The organism is Mycobacterium sp., assembly GCF_965230835.1.
Taxonomy (GTDB): domain Bacteria; phylum Actinomycetota; class Actinomycetes; order Mycobacteriales; family Mycobacteriaceae; genus Mycobacterium.
Genome location: NZ_CBDDLW010000002.1, coordinates 2930330 through 2948331, shown reverse-complemented (window position 1 = coordinate 2948331; position 18002 = coordinate 2930330). Strand labels below are relative to the sequence as shown.

15 protein-coding genes are annotated in these 18002 nt (G+C 62.7%); 4 read left to right on the top strand and 11 right to left on the bottom strand.

Annotated features, from left to right (window positions below):
- Window positions 1–16: 16 nt before the first annotated feature.
- Together ACO07W_RS14020 and ACO07W_RS14015 are read right to left on the bottom strand one after the other, a co-directional pair.
- A complete protein-coding gene (locus tag ACO07W_RS14020; protein WP_421844049.1) occupies window positions 17–1690 on the bottom strand; it encodes an FAD-binding dehydrogenase in 1674 nt (557 codons plus the stop codon).
- Window positions 1691–1735: 45 nt separating this feature from the next.
- Window positions 1736–2440 (bottom strand): DUF2334 domain-containing protein, encoded by a 705-nt coding sequence (locus ACO07W_RS14015; protein WP_421844047.1) that lies wholly within the window; start codon window positions 2438–2440, stop codon window positions 1736–1738.
- Window positions 2441–2672: 232 nt separating this feature from the next.
- Between ACO07W_RS14015 and ACO07W_RS14010 the strand changes: the two genes are divergently transcribed.
- A complete protein-coding gene (locus ACO07W_RS14010) occupies window positions 2673–4286 on the top strand; it encodes a DHA2 family efflux MFS transporter permease subunit (RefSeq protein ID WP_421844045.1) in 1614 nt (537 codons plus the stop codon).
- Window positions 4287–4310: 24 nt separating this feature from the next.
- Here ACO07W_RS14010 and ACO07W_RS14005 read toward each other — a convergent pair whose 3' ends face one another.
- The 3 genes from ACO07W_RS14005 to purB all read right to left on the bottom strand — a co-directional run bounded on the left by ACO07W_RS14005 (window position 4311) and on the right by purB (window position 8889).
- Complete coding sequence (locus ACO07W_RS14005) at window positions 4311–6449, bottom strand: S9 family peptidase (RefSeq protein ID WP_421844043.1); 2139 nt, start codon at window positions 6447–6449, stop codon at window positions 4311–4313.
- Window positions 6446–7339, bottom strand: coding sequence for a phosphoribosylaminoimidazolesuccinocarboxamide synthase (locus tag ACO07W_RS14000; protein WP_421844041.1), 894 nt, complete (start codon window positions 7337–7339; stop codon window positions 6446–6448). Before ACO07W_RS14000 ends, ACO07W_RS14005 begins: the two co-directional genes overlap by 4 nt.
- A 122-nt stretch (window positions 7340–7461) precedes the next feature.
- Window positions 7462–8889 carry an adenylosuccinate lyase gene (gene purB / locus ACO07W_RS13995; RefSeq protein ID WP_421844039.1) on the bottom strand — a complete coding sequence of 476 codons (1428 nt, stop codon included), beginning with the start codon at window positions 8887–8889 and terminating at the stop codon, window positions 7462–7464.
- Window positions 8890–8944: 55 nt separating this feature from the next.
- On the opposite strand from purB, the gene ACO07W_RS13990 reads away from it, so the two are divergent.
- The gene (locus ACO07W_RS13990) at window positions 8945–9682 is read left to right on the top strand and encodes a DUF429 domain-containing protein (protein ID WP_421844037.1); all 738 of its coding nucleotides are present in this window, start codon (window positions 8945–8947) and stop codon (window positions 9680–9682) included.
- 4 nt (window positions 9683–9686) lie between these two features.
- Here the strand turns inward: ACO07W_RS13990 and ACO07W_RS13985 are convergent, their stop codons facing one another.
- Complete coding sequence (locus ACO07W_RS13985; protein ID WP_421844035.1) at window positions 9687–10322, bottom strand: TetR/AcrR family transcriptional regulator; 636 nt, start codon at window positions 10320–10322, stop codon at window positions 9687–9689.
- A 42-nt stretch (window positions 10323–10364) separates the two neighbouring features.
- Here ACO07W_RS13985 and ACO07W_RS13980 point away from each other — a divergent pair, with 42 nt between their 5' ends.
- Complete coding sequence (locus ACO07W_RS13980; RefSeq protein WP_421844033.1) at window positions 10365–11276, top strand: alpha/beta hydrolase; 912 nt, start codon at window positions 10365–10367, stop codon at window positions 11274–11276.
- Window positions 11277–11377: 101 nt separating this feature from the next.
- Window positions 11378–12961: a gamma-glutamyltransferase family protein gene (locus ACO07W_RS13975; RefSeq protein WP_421844031.1), complete on the top strand. Its 1584-nt coding sequence runs from the start codon at window positions 11378–11380 to the stop codon at window positions 12959–12961.
- On the opposite strand, the gene purD is transcribed toward ACO07W_RS13975, so the two are convergent.
- Genes purD through ACO07W_RS13950 form a run of 5 tightly spaced genes read right to left on the bottom strand, consistent with a single transcriptional unit; the run spans window position 12958 to window position 17916 of the window.
- Entirely contained in the window at window positions 12958–14226 is a 1269-nt protein-coding gene (gene purD, locus ACO07W_RS13970) for a phosphoribosylamine--glycine ligase (protein WP_421844029.1), read from the bottom strand. The genes ACO07W_RS13975 and purD overlap by 4 nt on opposite strands.
- A gap of 31 nt (window positions 14227–14257) precedes the next feature.
- Window positions 14258–14701, bottom strand: coding sequence for a carboxymuconolactone decarboxylase family protein (locus tag ACO07W_RS13965; RefSeq protein WP_421844027.1), 444 nt, complete (start codon window positions 14699–14701; stop codon window positions 14258–14260).
- Window positions 14702–14713: 12 nt separating this feature from the next.
- Entirely contained in the window at window positions 14714–15616 is a 903-nt protein-coding gene (locus ACO07W_RS13960) for an NAD(P)-dependent oxidoreductase (protein WP_421844025.1), read from the bottom strand.
- A 45-nt stretch (window positions 15617–15661) separates the two neighbouring features.
- Window positions 15662–16426 (bottom strand): SDR family oxidoreductase, encoded by a 765-nt coding sequence (locus tag ACO07W_RS13955; protein WP_421844023.1) that lies wholly within the window; start codon window positions 16424–16426, stop codon window positions 15662–15664.
- Between the two features lie 11 nt (window positions 16427–16437).
- Entirely contained in the window at window positions 16438–17916 is a 1479-nt protein-coding gene (locus ACO07W_RS13950; protein WP_421844021.1) for an aldehyde dehydrogenase, read from the bottom strand.
- Window positions 17917–18002: the final 86 nt, after the last annotated feature.

Below are 18002 nucleotides of genomic sequence, written 5' to 3'. Positions count from 1 at the left end.
AACTAACCCCACACGGCTAGGTGATGTCCTCGGCAGCCCCGCGGCCGGCGGCCCGACCGGAGAAAATGCACCCACCAAGGAAAGTGCCCTCCAAGGCCCGGTAACCGTGTACGCCGCCCCCGCCGAACCCCGCCACTTCACCCGCCGCGTACAACCCGGCAAGCGCAGTGCCATCGGACTTGAGGACCCGAGCATCCAAGTCAGTCTCAATCCCGCCCAACGTCTTTCGGGTCAAGACATGCAGCTTTACCGCGATCAAGGGCCCGGCCTTTGGGTCAGCCAAGCGATGCGGCGCCGCCACCCGGCCCAGCCTGTCACCCAGATAGCCACGCGCAGCCCGGATAGCGGTGATCTGACCATCTTTGCTGAACTTGTTGGCCACCTCCCGATCACGCGCGGTGACCGCAGCCTCGACTGTCGCAAAGTCCAGTGGTGCCACATCAGGCAGCTCATTCATGGCCGACACCAGGTCCGGCAGCGAGTTCGCGCTGACGAAGTCCACACCCTGGTCGATGAAGGCCTGCACTGGTCCTGGTGGACCGGACCGCACCCGAGAGCGCAGCAGCTCACGCACGCTCCGGCCGGTCAAATCGGGGTTCTGTTCCTGACCGGAGAGCGCGAATTCGCGCTCGATAATCCTGGCATTCAACACAAACCAGGTGTAATCAAACCCAGACTTGGTGATGTGCGCCAGGGTTCCGAGAGTGTCAAAACCGGGATAAAGCGGAACCGGCAGCCGCTTGCCATCGGCATCAAGCCACAGCGACGACGGGCCCGGAATGATCCGGATACCGTGACCCGGCCAGATCGGATCGTAGTTTGTGATCCCCTCGGTGTAATGCCACATCCGGTCCGGGTTGATCACCCGCGCGCCAGCCCGTTGTGAAATGCCGATCATCCTGCCGTCAACATGGGCCGGCACGCCGCACAACAGGTTTTTGGGAACGCGGCCCATCCGCCGCGGCCAGTTCTTGCGCACCAGATCGTGGTTGCCGCCGATCCCCCCGCTAGCCACGATTACCGCCGAAGCACGGAACTCGAACTTGCCTGCCGCTTGCCGAGATGAGGGAACCCCACGCGGCTGTGCCGAAGGTTCCAGGACGGTCCCCCGGACACCGGTCACCGCGCCGCCCTCGACGATCAATTTGTCGACCTGATGACGATGAGCGAAACGCACCGCAGACTGGTCTCGCAGCTGACGGGCAAATACTTCGACCAGCGCCGGGCCGGTCCCCCACGAGACGTGGAAACGCGGCACCGAATTGCCGTGCCCCTGCGCGTCGTAGCCACCCCGCTCGGCCCAGCCCACCAGCGGAAATATCTTCAAACCCCGCTCACGAAGCCAGCTACGCTTCTCACCTGCGGCGAAATCTACATAGGCATGTGCCCATCGCTCCGGCCAATAGTCCTGGGGCCGGTCGAAAGCCGCCGTTCCCAGCCAATCCTGCAAAGCCAGTTCGTGACTGTCCCGAATTCCCAAACGGCGCTGTTCGGGACTGTCGACAAAAAATAGGCCGCCGAACGACCAGAACGCCTGCCCACCTACGTTGGCGCTGTTCTCTTGGTCCACGATCAGCACCCGCAGGCCGCGATCCACTAACTCGCAGGCGGCGACCAGGCCGGCCAGGCCGGCCCCAACAATTATCGCGTCAGCAGTGAACCCGTCCGAGCCTGCCGAAGAATCGCTCATGCCGGTACAGGGTAATCGCCCGGTCCACAGACTCCATCCGCAGCGTCACGCCGCGTCAAGAACTGCCCGACCCGGCCGCCACCGGTAGACCATTGGTGTGCAGTCATGCAGCAGAGCTAAGTCGACAGCGTCCAGCATCGCTTGCCGCGGGCCGGGCTTGCGCAACTGACGAGCCGCGACCGCGACCCGGATGACACCGCCGCGCCGCGCGATCCGCTCCGCGGACATCACAACCATCCGGCACCACCATGGCTCGGCCAAAAAGCCCTCGCCGATGCCGAGCACGCGGGCCCGCACTGTGTCGTTACGTACCAGATCAACGATCCTGTGTAGATCAGCCAACAGGCGAAAGCCGTTCTGCGGCAGGGCTTTGACGACGCCGGGCGAAACTGTCCAGCCTGGTGCGGCGAACAAGCGGGTGCGTAGGCCGAGGTGCTCGAGCACCCGATCTGCCGCCTTCAAACGTAGATTGGCCTCATGGGCGTGCAACGTGGCGAATTCGCCGCGGCGCCTTTTCGTGGCCGCTTCGTCGTACCCGTGCAATACGATGGAGTCACCGCCGCCGCGCCGCCCGACCAACCACTCGACGGTGTGCGGGTCACGGTCGAGCCGGTAGTCGCCGCGCAACCGCGGAGCGGTTAACAGCGAAAGCGGCACCGAGCGTGCATCCATCTGGGCGCAAAACGCGTCGACGTCGTCCAAGGTGCGGTCGCCGATACCCGAGACCGAGACGATCAATTTTCCAGACACGCAATCATTCTGCCGATCCGAGGTTTCCTAACGGTGAAGAACACGCAGACAGCAGACATATATCCACGTGCCCTGACCACCACGGACGAACCAATATAAGCCGAATTCGCGATTACCAACCGACACCGAAAAACCGCGAAATTGGTGTCCAATTCTTGCGTTAACAGTCCAACCAACAACCGATTCGAATCGTTGTCAGCGGTATCCACACAGGCAGTCGATCGGTACCGATATGCTCAGCAACGCCATGCATGAGGCGCGGACTAATACTGCCGGCGCCGCGCTGCCCACCACAAGGGGGCAGTCGATTCCCGGCACAGAGAGCTATCCCGACAAACTCGACGTCGGGCTCCTCCGCATCGCCGGGGTATGCGCCCTGGCCTCGGTGATGGCGGCCCTAGACGCCACCGTCGTAAGCGTCGCGCAACGCACTTTCGTCGCTGAGTTCGGCTCCACGCAAGCCATTGTCGCTTGGACCATGACTGGCTACACGCTCGCGCTGACAGCCGTTATCCCCATGGCCGGTTGGGCAGCTGATCGATTCGGCACCAAACGCCTCTTCATGGGCTCGGTTCTAGCCTTCACGGCAGGGTCGCTGCTGTGCGCCCTAGCGCCAAATATACTGTCTCTCATTTTATTTCGCGTTCTACAGGGCACAGGTGGCGGCATGTTGCTACCGCTGGGATACATGATCTTGGTCCGCGCCGCGGGCCCGCGGAGGCTCGGCCGGCTATTGGCTGTTATGGGTGTGCCGTTGCTGCTCGGCCCGATCGGCGCGCCAATCCTCGGCGGCTGGCTCATCGGCGCGTACAGCTGGCAGTGGATTTTCTGGATCAACCTGCCGGTCGGCCTCATCGCTTTGGCCCTGGCCGCAATCGTGTTCCCGAGGGATCGGCCGGTCTTGTCGGAAACATTCGACTACATCGGCGCGCTGCTGCTTTCGCCCGGCCTGGCCATGTTCCTATTCGGAGTGTCCTCTATACCAGGTCGCGGGACGATAGCAGATCGCCACGTACTGATACCGGCGATAACCGGCCTGGTGCTCACCACAGCGTTCGTCCTGCACGCGTGGTACCGCGCCGATAACCCACTGATCGACCTGCGACTTTTTACCAACCGGGTAGTCACCCGAGCCAACGTGACGATGCTGGTGTTCGCCGTCTCATTCTTCGGCACCAGCCTGCTGTTCCCCAGCTACTTCCAACAGGTATTGGGCCAGACCCCGATGGAATCCGGTTTACTCATCGTCCCGCAGGGGCTCGGCGCGATGCTGACCATGCCAGTTGCGGGAGTGCTCATGGACAAACGCGGATCAGGCAAGATCGTGCTGCTAGGCATCGCGCTCGTCGCCGCGGGATTAGGCCTGTTCACCGGTGGTGTCGCCGAGCACGCGCCCTACCAACCAACTTTGCTTGTCGGGCTGGCAATCATGGGTATGGGCATGGGTTGCACAATGATGCCGCTATCCGGCGCGGCAGTACAAGCGCTTGCTCCACATGAAATCGCGCGCGGCTCTACGCTGATCAGCGTCAGCCAGCAAGTAGGTGGATCGATAGGGACCGCGCTGATGTCGATGATCCTAACCAGTCAGCTCAATCAGAGTGACAACATCTCCACCGCCCAGACAACCGCGGATTTGGAACAAAACGCCGACAAAATTGGTGCGCCAGTTGCCCCCTCGACGATGCCAGGGCAGGCGTTGTCCCCCGACTTCGCGGACAACGTGCTACGTGACCTTTCACACGCCTACACAGCCGTTTTCATGCTCGCGCTCGCACTCGTCGCATTGACAATCGTTCCGGCCGCACTGCTGCTTACCAAGCAGCCAGCGCTATCCCGCGGATAGCCACGCCGCACAATTGCTACGTCATCACCGCGCAGTGCCACCAATGCCGGCCTCGGAGGAATCGTCGCGAACTGCAGCAAGCAGCCAGGCATATTGAAAGGCGACTTCTTTCCAGCGCTCGTAGCGTCCGCTGATTCCGCCATGGCCAGCGTTCATCTGGGTCTTCAACAGCACCAAATTACCGTCGGTCTTAGCGTGCCGCAGCGCCGCAACCCACTTCGCCGGCTCCACATAGCAGACCCTTGTGTCATTCAATGACGTCATCGCCAGGATCGCCGGGTACCGTTTAGCCTCGACGTTCTCGTAAGGCGAATAGGACTTCATATATGCATAGACACCGCTGTCACTCAACGGATTTCCCCACTCATCCCACTCCGTGACAGTCAGCGGCAACGAGGGATCCAGGATGGTGGTCAGCGGATCAACGAACGGTACCTGGGCCAGAACTCCAGCGAACAGCTCCGGCGCCATATTGGCTACCGCGCCCACTAGCAAACCGCCCGCGCTGCCACCGAAGGCAACCAACTGTTGCGGGCGTGTCAGGCCAGAGTCGACCAGATGTTTTGCTACCGAGACGAAGTCGGTGAAAGTGTTCTTCTTGTCCAGCAGCTTTCCCCGTTCGTACCAGGATCTACCCATCTCGCCGCCGCCGCGAACATGAGCGATGACGAACACCATCCCGCGATCCAGCAGCGACAGCCTAGCGATGGAAAACCGAGGATCCTCGGACATCTCGTAGGCGCCATAGCCGTAGAGCAGTGCGGGTGCTGGGAATTCGATATCCGCACGATGCACAATGGAGACGGGGATCTCGACGCCATCGTCTCCGAGAGCCCAGTGGCGAAGCTCGACATAGTCCTCGCGCCGATAGCCCCCCAACACCGGCTGCTCGCGCAGCAGAGTTCTCTCGCCAGTAGCCCAATCGATATCGTAGATCCGCACGGGGGTGACGAAAGATCCCGCACCGACCCGAAGCTTGGCTGAGTTCCAGTTCGGATTGGCCGCCAAGCCAGACGACATCAACGCTGAGTCGAATGGGATCTCTTCGGGTTCTCCGTAGCCCCCTTCCGGCGCAATGGGCCACACCTGAAGCCGGGGCAGCGCCGCGCGTCGATAACTGACCACCAGATGGCCGGCGAAAGCGTCCACTGCATCGAGCCGCACGTCGTCACGGTGGGCAATGAGCGTGTGTTGCCGTGTCGGATCGTCCGCCGGCGCCTCCACCAGGGTGAAGTTGACCGCGCCGTCATTGTGCAGGATCAAGAACCGGTCTTGTCCGCCGACCACCACGTGCTCCACCGAGTACTCGACACCGTCGCGGCGCGGCAGCACGACCGTGAATTCCGGGCTCGGTTGCGCGGAATCCGCATAGCGGACCTCGGACGTGATGGACGAACCTGCCGCGATGAGAATGTAAGCATCGCTTCGGGTGCGCCCAACCCCAAGCCAAAACCGTTCATCGCTTTCGTGATAGACAAGCTCCGGCGATTCGCCGGAGCCAAGACGGTATCGCCACACCTTGTCGGGGCGCCAGGACGCATCGACCGTTGTGTAGTACACGGTACGGTTGTCGGCTGCCCAGGTTACTCCGGCCGCAATATCAGCGATTTCGTCCGGATAGCCCTCGCCGGTATGTAAGTCTTTGAACCGCAACGTATAGCGTTCATCACCAACAGAGTCGACGGAATACGCCAATAGATTGCCGTCCAGACTGACACTGGCCGCACCCAACGCAAAGAAGTCGTGGCCGTCTGCCTCCACATTCTCGTCGAGCAGAATCTGTTCACCGGCTATCTCAGTATGCTCGTCAAACTCCGGTGGGTTCCAGTCGTCGGGATTAGTTGCTGGACAACGACAATGAACACCGTATTGACTGCCCTCGAAAGTACGGCCGTAGTACCACCAATCGCCACGTCGAGTCGGAACCGATAGATCGGTCTCCTTGGTACGAGCTTTGATTTCGTCAAAAATATTCTGCCGCAAGGGCTCAAGGTGGGCGGTAGCACGGTCAGCGTAGTCACTTTCCGCCTCAAGGTAGGCGACGACCTCCGGATTGGTTTTGTCACGCAACCATTCGTAAGGGTCGACAAATACGTCACCGTGGAACTCTCTTCGCGTCTCCACTCGCTTGGCGACAGGGGGTACGGGCGGCACGTCGGTCATGCGCCGCGGCCGATCCAGTCGTCGAATCTAAAGCCTGAAATCCATTCGTAGGCATTGATGTAGCGGCCGCGGGTAGCGGCGACAATGTCATCCGGAAGCGGCGGCGGCGAGCGGTCACCGCCGCGGTCCCAGCCGGATTCCGGGCTGGTCAACCAGTTGCGGACGAACTGCTTGTCGAAGCTGGCCTGAGCCACACCAACCCGGTAACCGTCTGCCAGCCAGTACCGTGACGAGTCCGGCGTGAATATCTCGTCGGCTAGCAGCAGATTTCCGTCACGATCGGCACCAAATTCAAACTTAGTGTCCGCAACGATAATTCCCCTATTCAGAGCGTGTTGGGCGGCCTGCGTATAGATCTGCAGGGTACGCTCGCGCAGCTGTTCGGCGCGAACCTCACCGACCATCTCGATCACTCGGTCGAACGAAATATTCTCGTCGTGCGCTCCCAGCGCGGCTTTCGTCGCAGGCGTGAACAGCGGCTCGACAAACTTGCTAGCCTCTACCAAACCCGGCGGCAGCGCGACACCACAGACCTTCCCAGAAGCCCGGTAGTCCACCAACCCCGAACCAGTGAGGTAGCCGCGCGCGACACATTCCACCGGGAGCATCTCCAGCTGGCGCACGACCAAGGCACGGCCAATAACCTCTTCGGGGATCCGCGGATCATCCGGCGGACCCGCCAGATGGTTAGGGACGTCGACAAGATTGAAGAAGAACACACTCATTGCCGTCAGGATGCGACCTTTGTCCGGAATAGTGCTGTCCAGCACATAGTCGTACGCCGAGATCCGATCGGTGGCGACCACCAACAGGTGGTCATCATCGATGCGATACAGTTCACGGACTTTGCCGCTGGCCAAGTGCCGGTAGTCGGACAACGCAGGACGCATCGGGTTAGCCTATCGGTCAACCCGAGATCATCCCTGCGCGGGAAGCTGCGCTGGGATCGGTGCCATGACCATGCGGTTTCTGCCCTACGTCAGCAGCCCTCTTCGCGTGGCCGCCCAGCTGCTCACAGGATCGCGCCTGGCGTGTATTTCGCCGCGTCCGGGAAACGTTCCACCAACGAGTCCACCTTCGCGACCACCTCGTCGACCTGATCAGCCGCGGCACCGGTGAATGCCGTCTTGTCGGCCAGCGCCGCGTCTAGCCCCGCCCTGTCCAAGGGCAGCCGCGGATCGGCGGCCAACCGGTCCAGTAAGTCAGACTCTGCTGCATGCTCACGCATTGCCAGCGCCGTAGCCACCGCGTGCTCGGAGATCACGTGGTGCGCCGACTCGCGGCCCATACCTGCCCGCACCGCCGCAATCAGCACCTTCGTAGTGGCCAGAAATGGTAAGTAGCGGTCCAGCTCGCGCTGGATCACAGCCGGGTAGGCGCCGAACTCGTCGAGTACGGTCAGCAACGTCTCAATCTGCCCGTCGATCGCAAAGAAACTGTCCGGCAACGCAACCCGGCGCACCACCGAGCAGAACACATCACCCTCGTTCCACTGGGCCCCGGCCAGCTCCGCGGCCATCGAGGCGTACCCGCGCAATACCACCTGCAGCCCGTTTATCCGTTCGCAACTACGCGTGTTCATCTTGTGCGGCATCGCCGACGAACCCACCTGGCCCGACGCAAATCCCTCGGTGACGAGTTCGTGCCCGGCCATCAACCGAATGCTGTGCGCCAGCGAAGAGGGTGCCGCACCCAGCTGCACCAGAGCGGAGGCGACATCGTAGTCTAGCGATCGCGGATACACCTGCCCAACGCTTTGGAAAACGGTTGCGAAGCCTAAGAAATCAGCGACCCGTCGCTCGAGTTCAGCCAGCGCCGCCGCGTCACCGCCCAGCAAGTCAAGCATGTCCTGGGCAGTTCCCATGGGCCCCTTGATGCCGCGCAATGGGTATCGGTCGATCAACTGCCGCAGCCTGGTCAGTGCGATCAGCATCTCTTCTGCTGCCGAGGCGAATCGCTTGCCCAAAGTGGTGGCCTGCGCGGCGACGTTGTGGCTGCGCCCGGCCATGACCACGTCACGATAGGTTCTCGCCCGCTCCGCGAGCCGCGCCACGACAGCCACCCCATGAGAGAAAACAACTTCCAGCGACCGCCGGATCTGCAGCTGTTCCACGTTCTCAGTCAAATCGCGGCTCGTCATCCCTTTGTGAACATGCTCATGACCGGCCAGCGCGTTGAACTCTTCGATGCGGGCCTTGACGTCATGACGAAGCACCCGCTCCCGGGACGCGATCGAGGCCAAGTCGACCTCGTCGAGCACGCGTTCGTAATCGGCAAGAACCGAAGGAGGAAGCGCGGCGCCTTCACCACCCAGCTCTGCTTGTGCCCGCATCACCGCCAGCCATAGTCGCCGCTCCGCGACCACCTTGGCCTCGGGTGACCAAATCGCGACCATCTCCGCACTGGCGTACCGGCTGGCCAGCACGTTCGGAATACCCACAAGGACTTAGCTTACGGTTCGCGCCGTCCTGATTGGTTGGTCGTACCCTCAGCCGGTGTACTTCGTTGGGATAGACCTCGCCTGGGCCGGTCGCAACCCGACTGGAATCGCGGTCATCGACACCGACGGTTGTCTGGTCCGGGTTGGCGCCGCCGGCGACGACGCCGAGCTGATGGCGACGTTAGGTCCCCACGTTCAAGACGATTGCCTGGTCGCCTTCGACGCGCCCTTGGTGGTGAACAACCCAACCGGCCAACGCCCGGCCGAAACTGCGCTCAACCGCGACTTCCGGAGATTTGAGGCCGGCGCTCACCCCGCCAACACCGGGAAACCAGAGTTCGCGGAGGGCCCGCGCGCCGCGCGACTGGCTCGCCGACTTCGCCTCGACATTGACCCATACTCATCGGCTGCCCGGCGGGCAATCGAGGTGTATCCGCACCCGGCGACGGTGGCACTGTTTCGGCTATCACGCACGTTGAAGTACAAAGCCAAGCCTGGCCGCGACGTCAACCGGCTTAAGTCGGAGATGTTGCGGCTGATGGACGGTGTCGAAGGATTCGCACACGCTGCGGTGCCCCTGCACCTTCATGGGGCTCGTTCAGGCGGCTCGACGGACTGGGCCGAGCTGCGCCGTGCCGAGGATCCGATTGACGCCGTGGTCTGCGCCTACGTGGCATTGTATGCCGAGCGCCGCCCCACCGATATCACGATCTACGGGGACCCGGCGACCGGCTACATCGTGACACCGACGCTTCCACCAGACTTGGCTCCCGCGTTAAAAAATCGCGACTGAGAGGTCAAACCTGCACCGCTCCTCGATCGACCGGTGCGAGCACGTCGATCAGGTCGCCGACGGTAGACAAAGCGGCAGCACGCGGATCGCGACCTTCGACGAGCGCAGAGACCACCGAACCGTCAACCGCACAGATCAAAGTGCACACCAAATCGATGTGCATACAACGACCCGATCGTTCAACGGCCTCGGCGACGGCCTCGGCTCGTTGCCGCAAGCTGCGGCGCATGGATTCACGTAATGCGGGCAACCGGGTGCAGGCGATGTGGCGTTCGTAGCGCGATATCAACTGCTCAGCAAGTCCCGAACCAGACAGATCCCCCACGAGCAGCTCAACAAGCACATCAGCGGTTGTGTCGGGCCCGCGGCGGCGCCGGGACAGAGCCTTGACTCGAGCCCATAGCTGCGCGACCTCAACCATGCCCATATGTTCGACGGCGCGGGCGATCAAATCGTCCAGCGACGAAAAGTAGTAGGTGGTAGACGCCAACGGCAGGCCCGCCCGACGAGCGACCGCCCGATGGCGCACCGCTTCGAACCCACCTTCGCCCAGCAGTTCGGCGGCAGCGCTGACCAATGCATACCGCCGACGTTCTCCTTTTGGAGTAACCGCTGCCGTCACGCCTAGCCATGCTGCCATCAATGCGGTACTGCATTGCTATTTTCGCCAAACGGCCATGGCATGATGGCCCGCGTGGCAGACGTGAGTCGGCGCTCGGCGCTCCGTCTAGGCGCTGGTGTGGCTATTGGCGCGGTGGGCGCGTACGCGCTCGACACACTGCTTTCGTCCCGAACATCGCAGGCCATGCCCGCGACGGTGAGCGGCAGCACGGTCCCGCTGGCGCCAGCAGCGCCACTGGATCCCGCCCCGCCTGCTCAGGCAGCGCCAACGATGGCAACCGGGTCCTTCGTGTCGGCGGCACGCGGCGGGAAGACGACTAACTGGGCGATTGCGCGCCCGCCTGGCCAGACCAGTAGCTTGCGACCGTTGATCGCCCTGCACGGATTGGGCGGCAATGCGTCCAGCGTGATGGACGGAGGCGTCGAGCAAGGACTGGCGCAGGCAGTCGACGCCGGGCTGCCACCATTCGCTGTCGTTTCTGTAGACGGCGGCAGAAGCTACTTTCACAAACGGGCGTCCGGCGAGGACAGCGGGGCTATGGTCCTCAACGAGCTCATTCCGATGCTGCAAACACAGCATCTGGATATCTCGCGGGTAGCCTTCTTAGGCTGGTCAATGGGCGGCTACGGCGCGCTGTTGCTCGGCGACCGGCTCGGCCCCGCCCGCACAGCGGCGATCTGCGCGGTGAGCCCAGCGCTGTGGCTGTCCGGCGGGGCGACCGCACCCGGCGCCTTCGACAGTTCCGCCGACTGGTCGGCGAACTCGGTGTTCGGTCTGCCCGCGCTCGACTCCATTCCAATCCGAGTCGATTGCGGCAACAGCGATCCGTTCTACGCCGCGACGAAGCAGTTCGTTGCTCAGCTGCCCAACCCGCCCGCGGGCGGGTTCTCACCCGGGGGCCACAACGGTGCGTTCTGGAGCGAGCAACTACCGGCAGAGCTGACCTGGATCGCGCCGCTGCTCACAGCCTGAGCCGGTTGCCGCGGATCGAACCCCAAACCAGCGGCGGCCCCAGCATCGGGCCGCTCGACGGAGCCGTTGAGCCTTGCCGAAAGCCGTGCAACGATCCCTCCGTGACCACGCCCTTCACCTGGAGCCTGCCCTATGGCTGGCCGCGAACACCCGTCCTGGCGGCGAACGTCGTCTGCACATCACAACCGCTGGCTGCCCAGGCGGGTCTTCGGATGCTCGCCGAAGGCGGGAACGCGGTCGACGCGGCCATTGCCACCGCAATCACCCTAACGCTGGTAGAACCGGTCTCCAACGGTATCGGCTCGGACGCGTTCGCCATCGTCTGGGACGGCAAGCAACTGCACGGATTGAACGCGTCCGGACGCTCCCCCGAAGCGTGGACACCGGAATACTTCGGCCACAACGGTGTTCCAGCGCACGGCTGGAACTCAGTAACAGTGCCCGGCGCGGTTTCGGCATGGGTCGAACTGCGCACCAAGTTCGGCAAGCTCCCGTTCGATCGTCTCTTTGAGTCTGCTATCTCCTACGGTTACAACGGCTTTCTGGTGTCGCCGACTGTCGCGGCACAGTGGGAAGCCCAAATACCGCTGCTCAAGTCCCAGCCAGGTTTTGCAGAGGCGTTCATGCCCGGCGGACGGGCGCCGAAACCTGGTCAGCTGTTCACCTTTCCCGAACACGCGGCCACACTGGAGAAGATCGCGGCGTCCGGCGGCGAGGCTTTCTACCGCGGGGAGCTGGCGACGACACTCGAAACACATGCGGCGGCCAACGGTGCCGTCTTCCGGGCCACGGACCTCGCCGCCCATCGCCCAGAGTGGGTCGACACCATCAACGGAACATATCGCGGATACACCATCCACGAATTGCCCCCGAACGGCCAGGGAATAGTAACCTTGATCGCTCTGGGAATCCTGGAACAGTTCGAAATGTCCTCGTTACCAGTGGATTCAGCCGACAGTGTGCACCTGCAGATCGAGGCGCTGAAGCTGGCATTCGCCGATGCCCAAGCCTATGTCGCCGATATAGCTCACATGCCGGTGTCACCGCAGCGCCTTCTCGAGCCGGACTACCTGAAGCAGAGAGCCGGGCTGATCGACCGCAACCAGGCCAAGCCGGCAACCGCTGGAACTCCGAAGGGGGGAACCGTGTATCTGACTACCGCCGACGCCGCGGGGAGGATGGTGTCGATGATCCAGTCGAACTATATGGGCTTCGGATCCGGTGTGGTAGTTCCAGGAACCGGAATATCTCTGCAAAACCGCGGTACCGGGTTCACTGCGGCGAAAGACCACCCGAACAAAGTAGGGCCCAGCAAGCGTCCTTACCACACAATCATTCCCGGCTTCATGACCAAGCGGGGCGCACCGGTGATGAGCTTCGGCGTCATGGGCGGCATGATGCAGCCGCAGGGTCACACGCAGATCGTGGTGCGAATTGCCGATTGCGGCCAAAATCCGCAAGCGGCCTGCGACGGTCCCAGATTCCAGTGGGTACACGGCCTACAGGTCGACTGCGAAAATGGATTTCCGCAGTCGACCCTGGACGACCTGCACCAGCGTGGGCACGACCTCGCCGTGGTGCAGGACTACAACCGGTTCGGCAGCTGCCAGGCGATCTGGCGGCTGGACGATGGCTACGTGGCAGCTAGCGACCCACGCCGAGACGGTCAAGCCGCAGCGTTCTAGACACTGATCTTGCCCTCAGCCGCGCGCAGGCCGATGTCCGGACGGAAATGACTGCCGGGCAGCCGAATTGATCCGAGAATGTCATACGCACACGCACGTGCCGTGGACAGATCGGCGCCGGTGCCCACCACCGATAGCACTCGGCCGCCCGCTGAGACGATCGCGCCATCGTCTCTCCGGGACGTGCCGGCGTGCAGCACCCCTTCGGCTTCGGAACCGACGATGACGTCACCCAAGCGGGGACGTCCAGGGTAGTTTTCGGCGGCGAGCACCACCGCAACTGCGGCGCCAGTACGCCAACGTAACTCTCCCACGCTAGCCAACTTGCCGGCGCCGGCCGCGTGAAGCAGCTGCCCAAGCGGTGAATCAAGCAGCGCTAACACCGCCTGCGTCTCCGGATCGCCGAACCGACAGTTGAATTCGACCACAGCCGGTCCGTTTGCGGTAATCGCAAGACCAACATATAGCAATCCGCAGAACGGGCTACCACGCCCGACCATCTCGGCTGCAACTGGTTCGACGATCCGGCTGACGATCTCTCGGTACACGTCACTGGGAAGCCACGGTACCGGCGCGTACGCGCCCATCCCACCGGTGTTCGGTCCGGTGTCGCCCGCACCGACACGCTTGAAGTCCTGCGCTGGTAGCAGCGGAACCACTGTTCGGCCATCGACAACGCAGAATAACGATACCTCGGGCCCGTCTAGATAGGACTCCAGCAGCACCGGGTGCCCGGCATCGAGCAAGCCGGCAGCATGGGCACGCGCGACGTCGCGATCCGGAGTCACTACCACACCCTTTCCTCCGGCCAGTAGATCGTCTTTGACAACCCACGCCGGGTCACCGGCACCGAGCCCGAACCGGTCGAGTGCGCTATCCAAATGAGCCGGGTTATCGACGATTTCGCTGGCAGCCGTGCGCACACCCACCGCTGCCATGACCTCTTTGGCGAACGCCTTGGAACCTTCGATGCGCGCTGCGTCTTTACTGGGCCCAAAACACACGACTCCGGCTGCGCGTAGGGCGTCGGCAACTCCGAGCACAAGCGGTACCTCGGGGCCGATGACGACAAGGTCGGCTCGGACCTCGCGAGCCAGTGCTACGACATCCTCGCGGGAAGTGATGTCCACGGCCCGCTGCTCGGCCAGCCGGGCAGTGCCGGCGTTGCCGGGAGCGATGATGAGGCCCGTCACCTGCGGATCTCTGGCGAGCGCCAGCAGCAAGGCGTGTTCACGAGCACCAGAACCGATCACCAGGACGCGCACGACACGTCAGACTAGCGGGGATCGCTCCGGGTTAGCTGGATTTACCGGATTCCCTGGCGAGGACTTCGGCGACATTGGCCTCTTTTTCCGCCTTCTGGCCGGGCCGAGTGCCGCTCTCCGCAGCCCGGGCGCGCTTGCCCGCGATCCGCTCAATCGCGCTGTTCAGCCTCGAACCGAGCGGGAACCCAACATAGTGGGTGATGAACACGGCAAGTTCACGTAACTCATCAAGGGAGAATTCCTCATTTTGCAGGACGGCGTTGACTTGGACCTCCAGCAGGTCCACCTGGCCCTGGGCGGTCAAGACGGCGATTACGGCCATCCGTCGATCGCGCATTGACAGTCCGGGCCTAGTCCAGATCTTGCCGAAAAGGTGATCAACGGTGAGGGCAAAATAGTCGCCCGGCATGTCAGGCATCTCCCAGGCATAGACCTCGTTCAGTTTGTCCAGGCCGGCCCGGCGCAATTCGTCCATGACTTCCACTTTCTATCGGAGCTGTTCGGGGGTCTTTGCTTCCGCGTCGGGATGCGGCACCCCAAGACCAGCTGCCAATCGCTGAAGCGCCAGCTGGGCCAGCGGTAGTTCGACCGAGACCGCCTCACCCAGCGCCAGCGCCAAACTGAGATCCTTCTCCCCAAGGCCACGCGTGTGTTCGAGCAGTGGCCGCACCGGGTCGTCAGCCTTCATCACGGCCGTCGTGTCGCGGAACATGATCGCACCGGGGCCGCCGGTCAGGGCGTCGGTGTGCCGCACCACCTTGCCGAGCGCAACCAGATCTAGACCGCATGCCTCAGCAAGCTTCTGTGCCTCGCCGACGGCTGCGTACGAAACAAATGTGAGCATGTTGCGAGCCAGCTTCATCCTGGTGCCCGCGCCTGGTTGGCCGGCATGGATAACCACCGACGCCCACCGCGAGAAAGGCTCTTTGATCAGCTCGAACGTCTCATCATCGGCGCCCACCATGGCCGCCAGTTCGCCCTTGGCCGCCCCCACTCCGCCGCCGCTGATCGGCGCATCAACGATATGTATCCCGCGCGGCTTGAGCTGTTGGGCCAGATCGACGGCAGTGGTGTCACTGATGGTGGAGTGAATGGCAATAATGGTGCCGGGTTTGGCGTGGGTCGCCAATCCGCCATCCCCGGTGACCACCTCGCGGACTTGCGCGTCGTCGAGCACGGTAATGCTGATGATGTCTGCCGCTGCGACGTCGGCGACCGTCGCCGCTGCGGTAGCGCCGCCGTCCACGAACGGGCCCATAGCCTCAGCACGGACATCGAAGACGATCAGCCCGCCCGGCCAGTCGAGCAAGCGCTGGGCCATCGGCGCGCCCATCTTGCCGAGGCCGATATAGCCCAGGCGGGCCGGCTGCTCAGCTGGGGTCTGGGTCACAACGCCGCTCCTCCTGATCGCGCCGCTGCGCATCATCACTGGTGATCATGACCGGATAATCTGCCCACCATCGACATTGAAGATCTGGCCGGTAATCCATGATGCCGAATCCGAGAGCAGGAAAAGGCACATTCCCACCAGGTCATCTGGGGTGCCCATTCTGGATAGCGGGATGGTCTGCACCATGTTCTTGACCAACTCACCGGGGGTGACGGTTCTGGTGGCTTCGGTGTCGATCGGTCCGGGCGCGATCGCATTGATCCTGATCTTCATCCCGCCCAACTCACGGGAAAGCTGCTGGGTGAGCCCATTGACGCCCACTTTCGCCAAGCCGTAGAAGTTCGAGTACAGCCAGGCAGCAGTCGATGACTGATTCACGATCGCGCCACCGCCCCTCTTGGCCATGTGCTTGTAGACCGCCCGGCTGCATACCAGCACTCCGTCATGATTGACACTCATGAATTTTTTGTAGTAGTCCAGCGGTACAGTCAACAGCAAGTCGAGTTTCATATCGCCGTAGATGGCGGCGTTGTTCACCAGAAAGTCGATACCACCAAATTCACTGACGGCGCGGTTGGCCATCGCCTTGGCGGAATCTTCGTCGGAAACATCAACGGGCGCATGAATAGCCGCGCCGCCATCAGCGACAATCTGTTTGGCGGCCGCTTCGGCGCCGTCGGCGTTGACATCGGCGACCACAACCGACGCGCCCGCCCGGGCCAGGGCTTGGGCATATGCCTGCCCGATTCCCTGAGCCGCCCCGGTAACGATGGCTACCTTGTTTTCGAATTGCGTGCCGAACTGTCCCACACCGCGCTCCTCTAATGTGCCGCTGTAGCGATAACCTTGGTTTCCAAATACTCTTCGAAGCCAGCCAGCCCCATCTCGCGGCCGTTCCCAGATTGCTTATAGCCGCCGAATGGCGCGTCCGCGGAATACCACACGCCTCCGTTGACATTGACCGAGCCCACGCGCAGCCGCGCGGCGATCCCCGCGGCCCGCTGCTGATCAGCGCCGAACACAGTGCCCGACAGTCCGTATGGCGAATCGTTGGCAATGCGTACCGCGTCATCGTCTCCGTCGTGGGCGATTACGGTGAGCACCGGTCCGAAAATCTCTTCCCGGGCCGATCGCGCGTCGTTGCTCAGACCCGCGATCACTGTGGGTTCAATGAAGAAACCGACTTCCCTGCCCGCTGGCCGGCCGCCACCGCAAGCGAACGTGCCGCCCTCGGCGATAGCCAGATCGAGGTAACCCTGAACGCGATCTTGCTGTCGCGCCGAAATCAATGGCCCACAGACAGTTCCCGGGTCATTGGGATCGCCGGGCTTGATCGCCGACATGGTCGCTGCCGCGACGGCGACAGCCTCGTCGTAGCGGGAACGCGGCACCACCAACCTGGTAGTGAGCGCGCATCCCTGGCCGGCGTGTACGCACGCCGAGTACGCCGATACTCCGCTGGCAGCTGCCAAGTCGGCGTCATCGAGTACGACGAACGCTGATTTTCCCCCGAGCTCAAGGAACACCTTCTTAATCGTGGCGGCAGCATCGGCCATCACACCGCGGCCGGTAGCCGTGGAGCCAGTGAACGAAATCATGTCCACCCGAGGGTCTTTCGCAAGCTGCGCGCCGATGCCATGATCACTCGAGGTGACGATGTTGACCACGCCGGGCGGGAAGTCGGTATGTCCAGCGATGATCTCCCCGAGCACGGCAGCGCACCACGGTGTGTCGGGCGCCGGTTTGAGTATGACGGTGTTGCCCGCAGCCAGCGCCGGACCCAACTTGGCGAGATTGATCTGGTGCGGAAAGTTCCAGGGCGTAATGGCTCCCACAACACCGACAGCTTCGCGCGCGATAGTGCGCTGGGTAGTGATTCCCATCGGCGATGCCCGGCCGAGGTCCTGGGTCCACTCGTAAGACTCTGCGGTATCTGCCGAGAACCCCAAATCTGACACAGGTCCCTCAAGGTGGGCGCTGGCAGTGAGCAGTCGCGGCGCGCCAACCTCGGAGATCGTCAATTCTCGCAGTTCTTCGGTGTGCTGTTGCAGCGCATCGCGCAGCTGCCGAACACACCGCACCCGCAATTCGGTATTGCGCGACCAGTCAGTCTCGTCGAAAGCCCGCCGCGCGGCCTCGATAGCGCGGCTCATGTCGTCGGCGTCGGCGTCGGCGGCAGTGCCGAGCACTTCCTCGGTAGCCGGATTGACCGTCGGAAAGGTTCCCGCGCCGCCTTCACACAACTTGCCGTCGATGAACAAGGCGCCAACACCGTTAGCCAGCAGGGCAGTTTCGGTCATCTCTCGCTCCCGTCTCGAGTTGAGGAGTGACTACTGGCACTTGATTGGACATCTGTCTGATCTAACTCGGTAGAACCCTAGCTTCC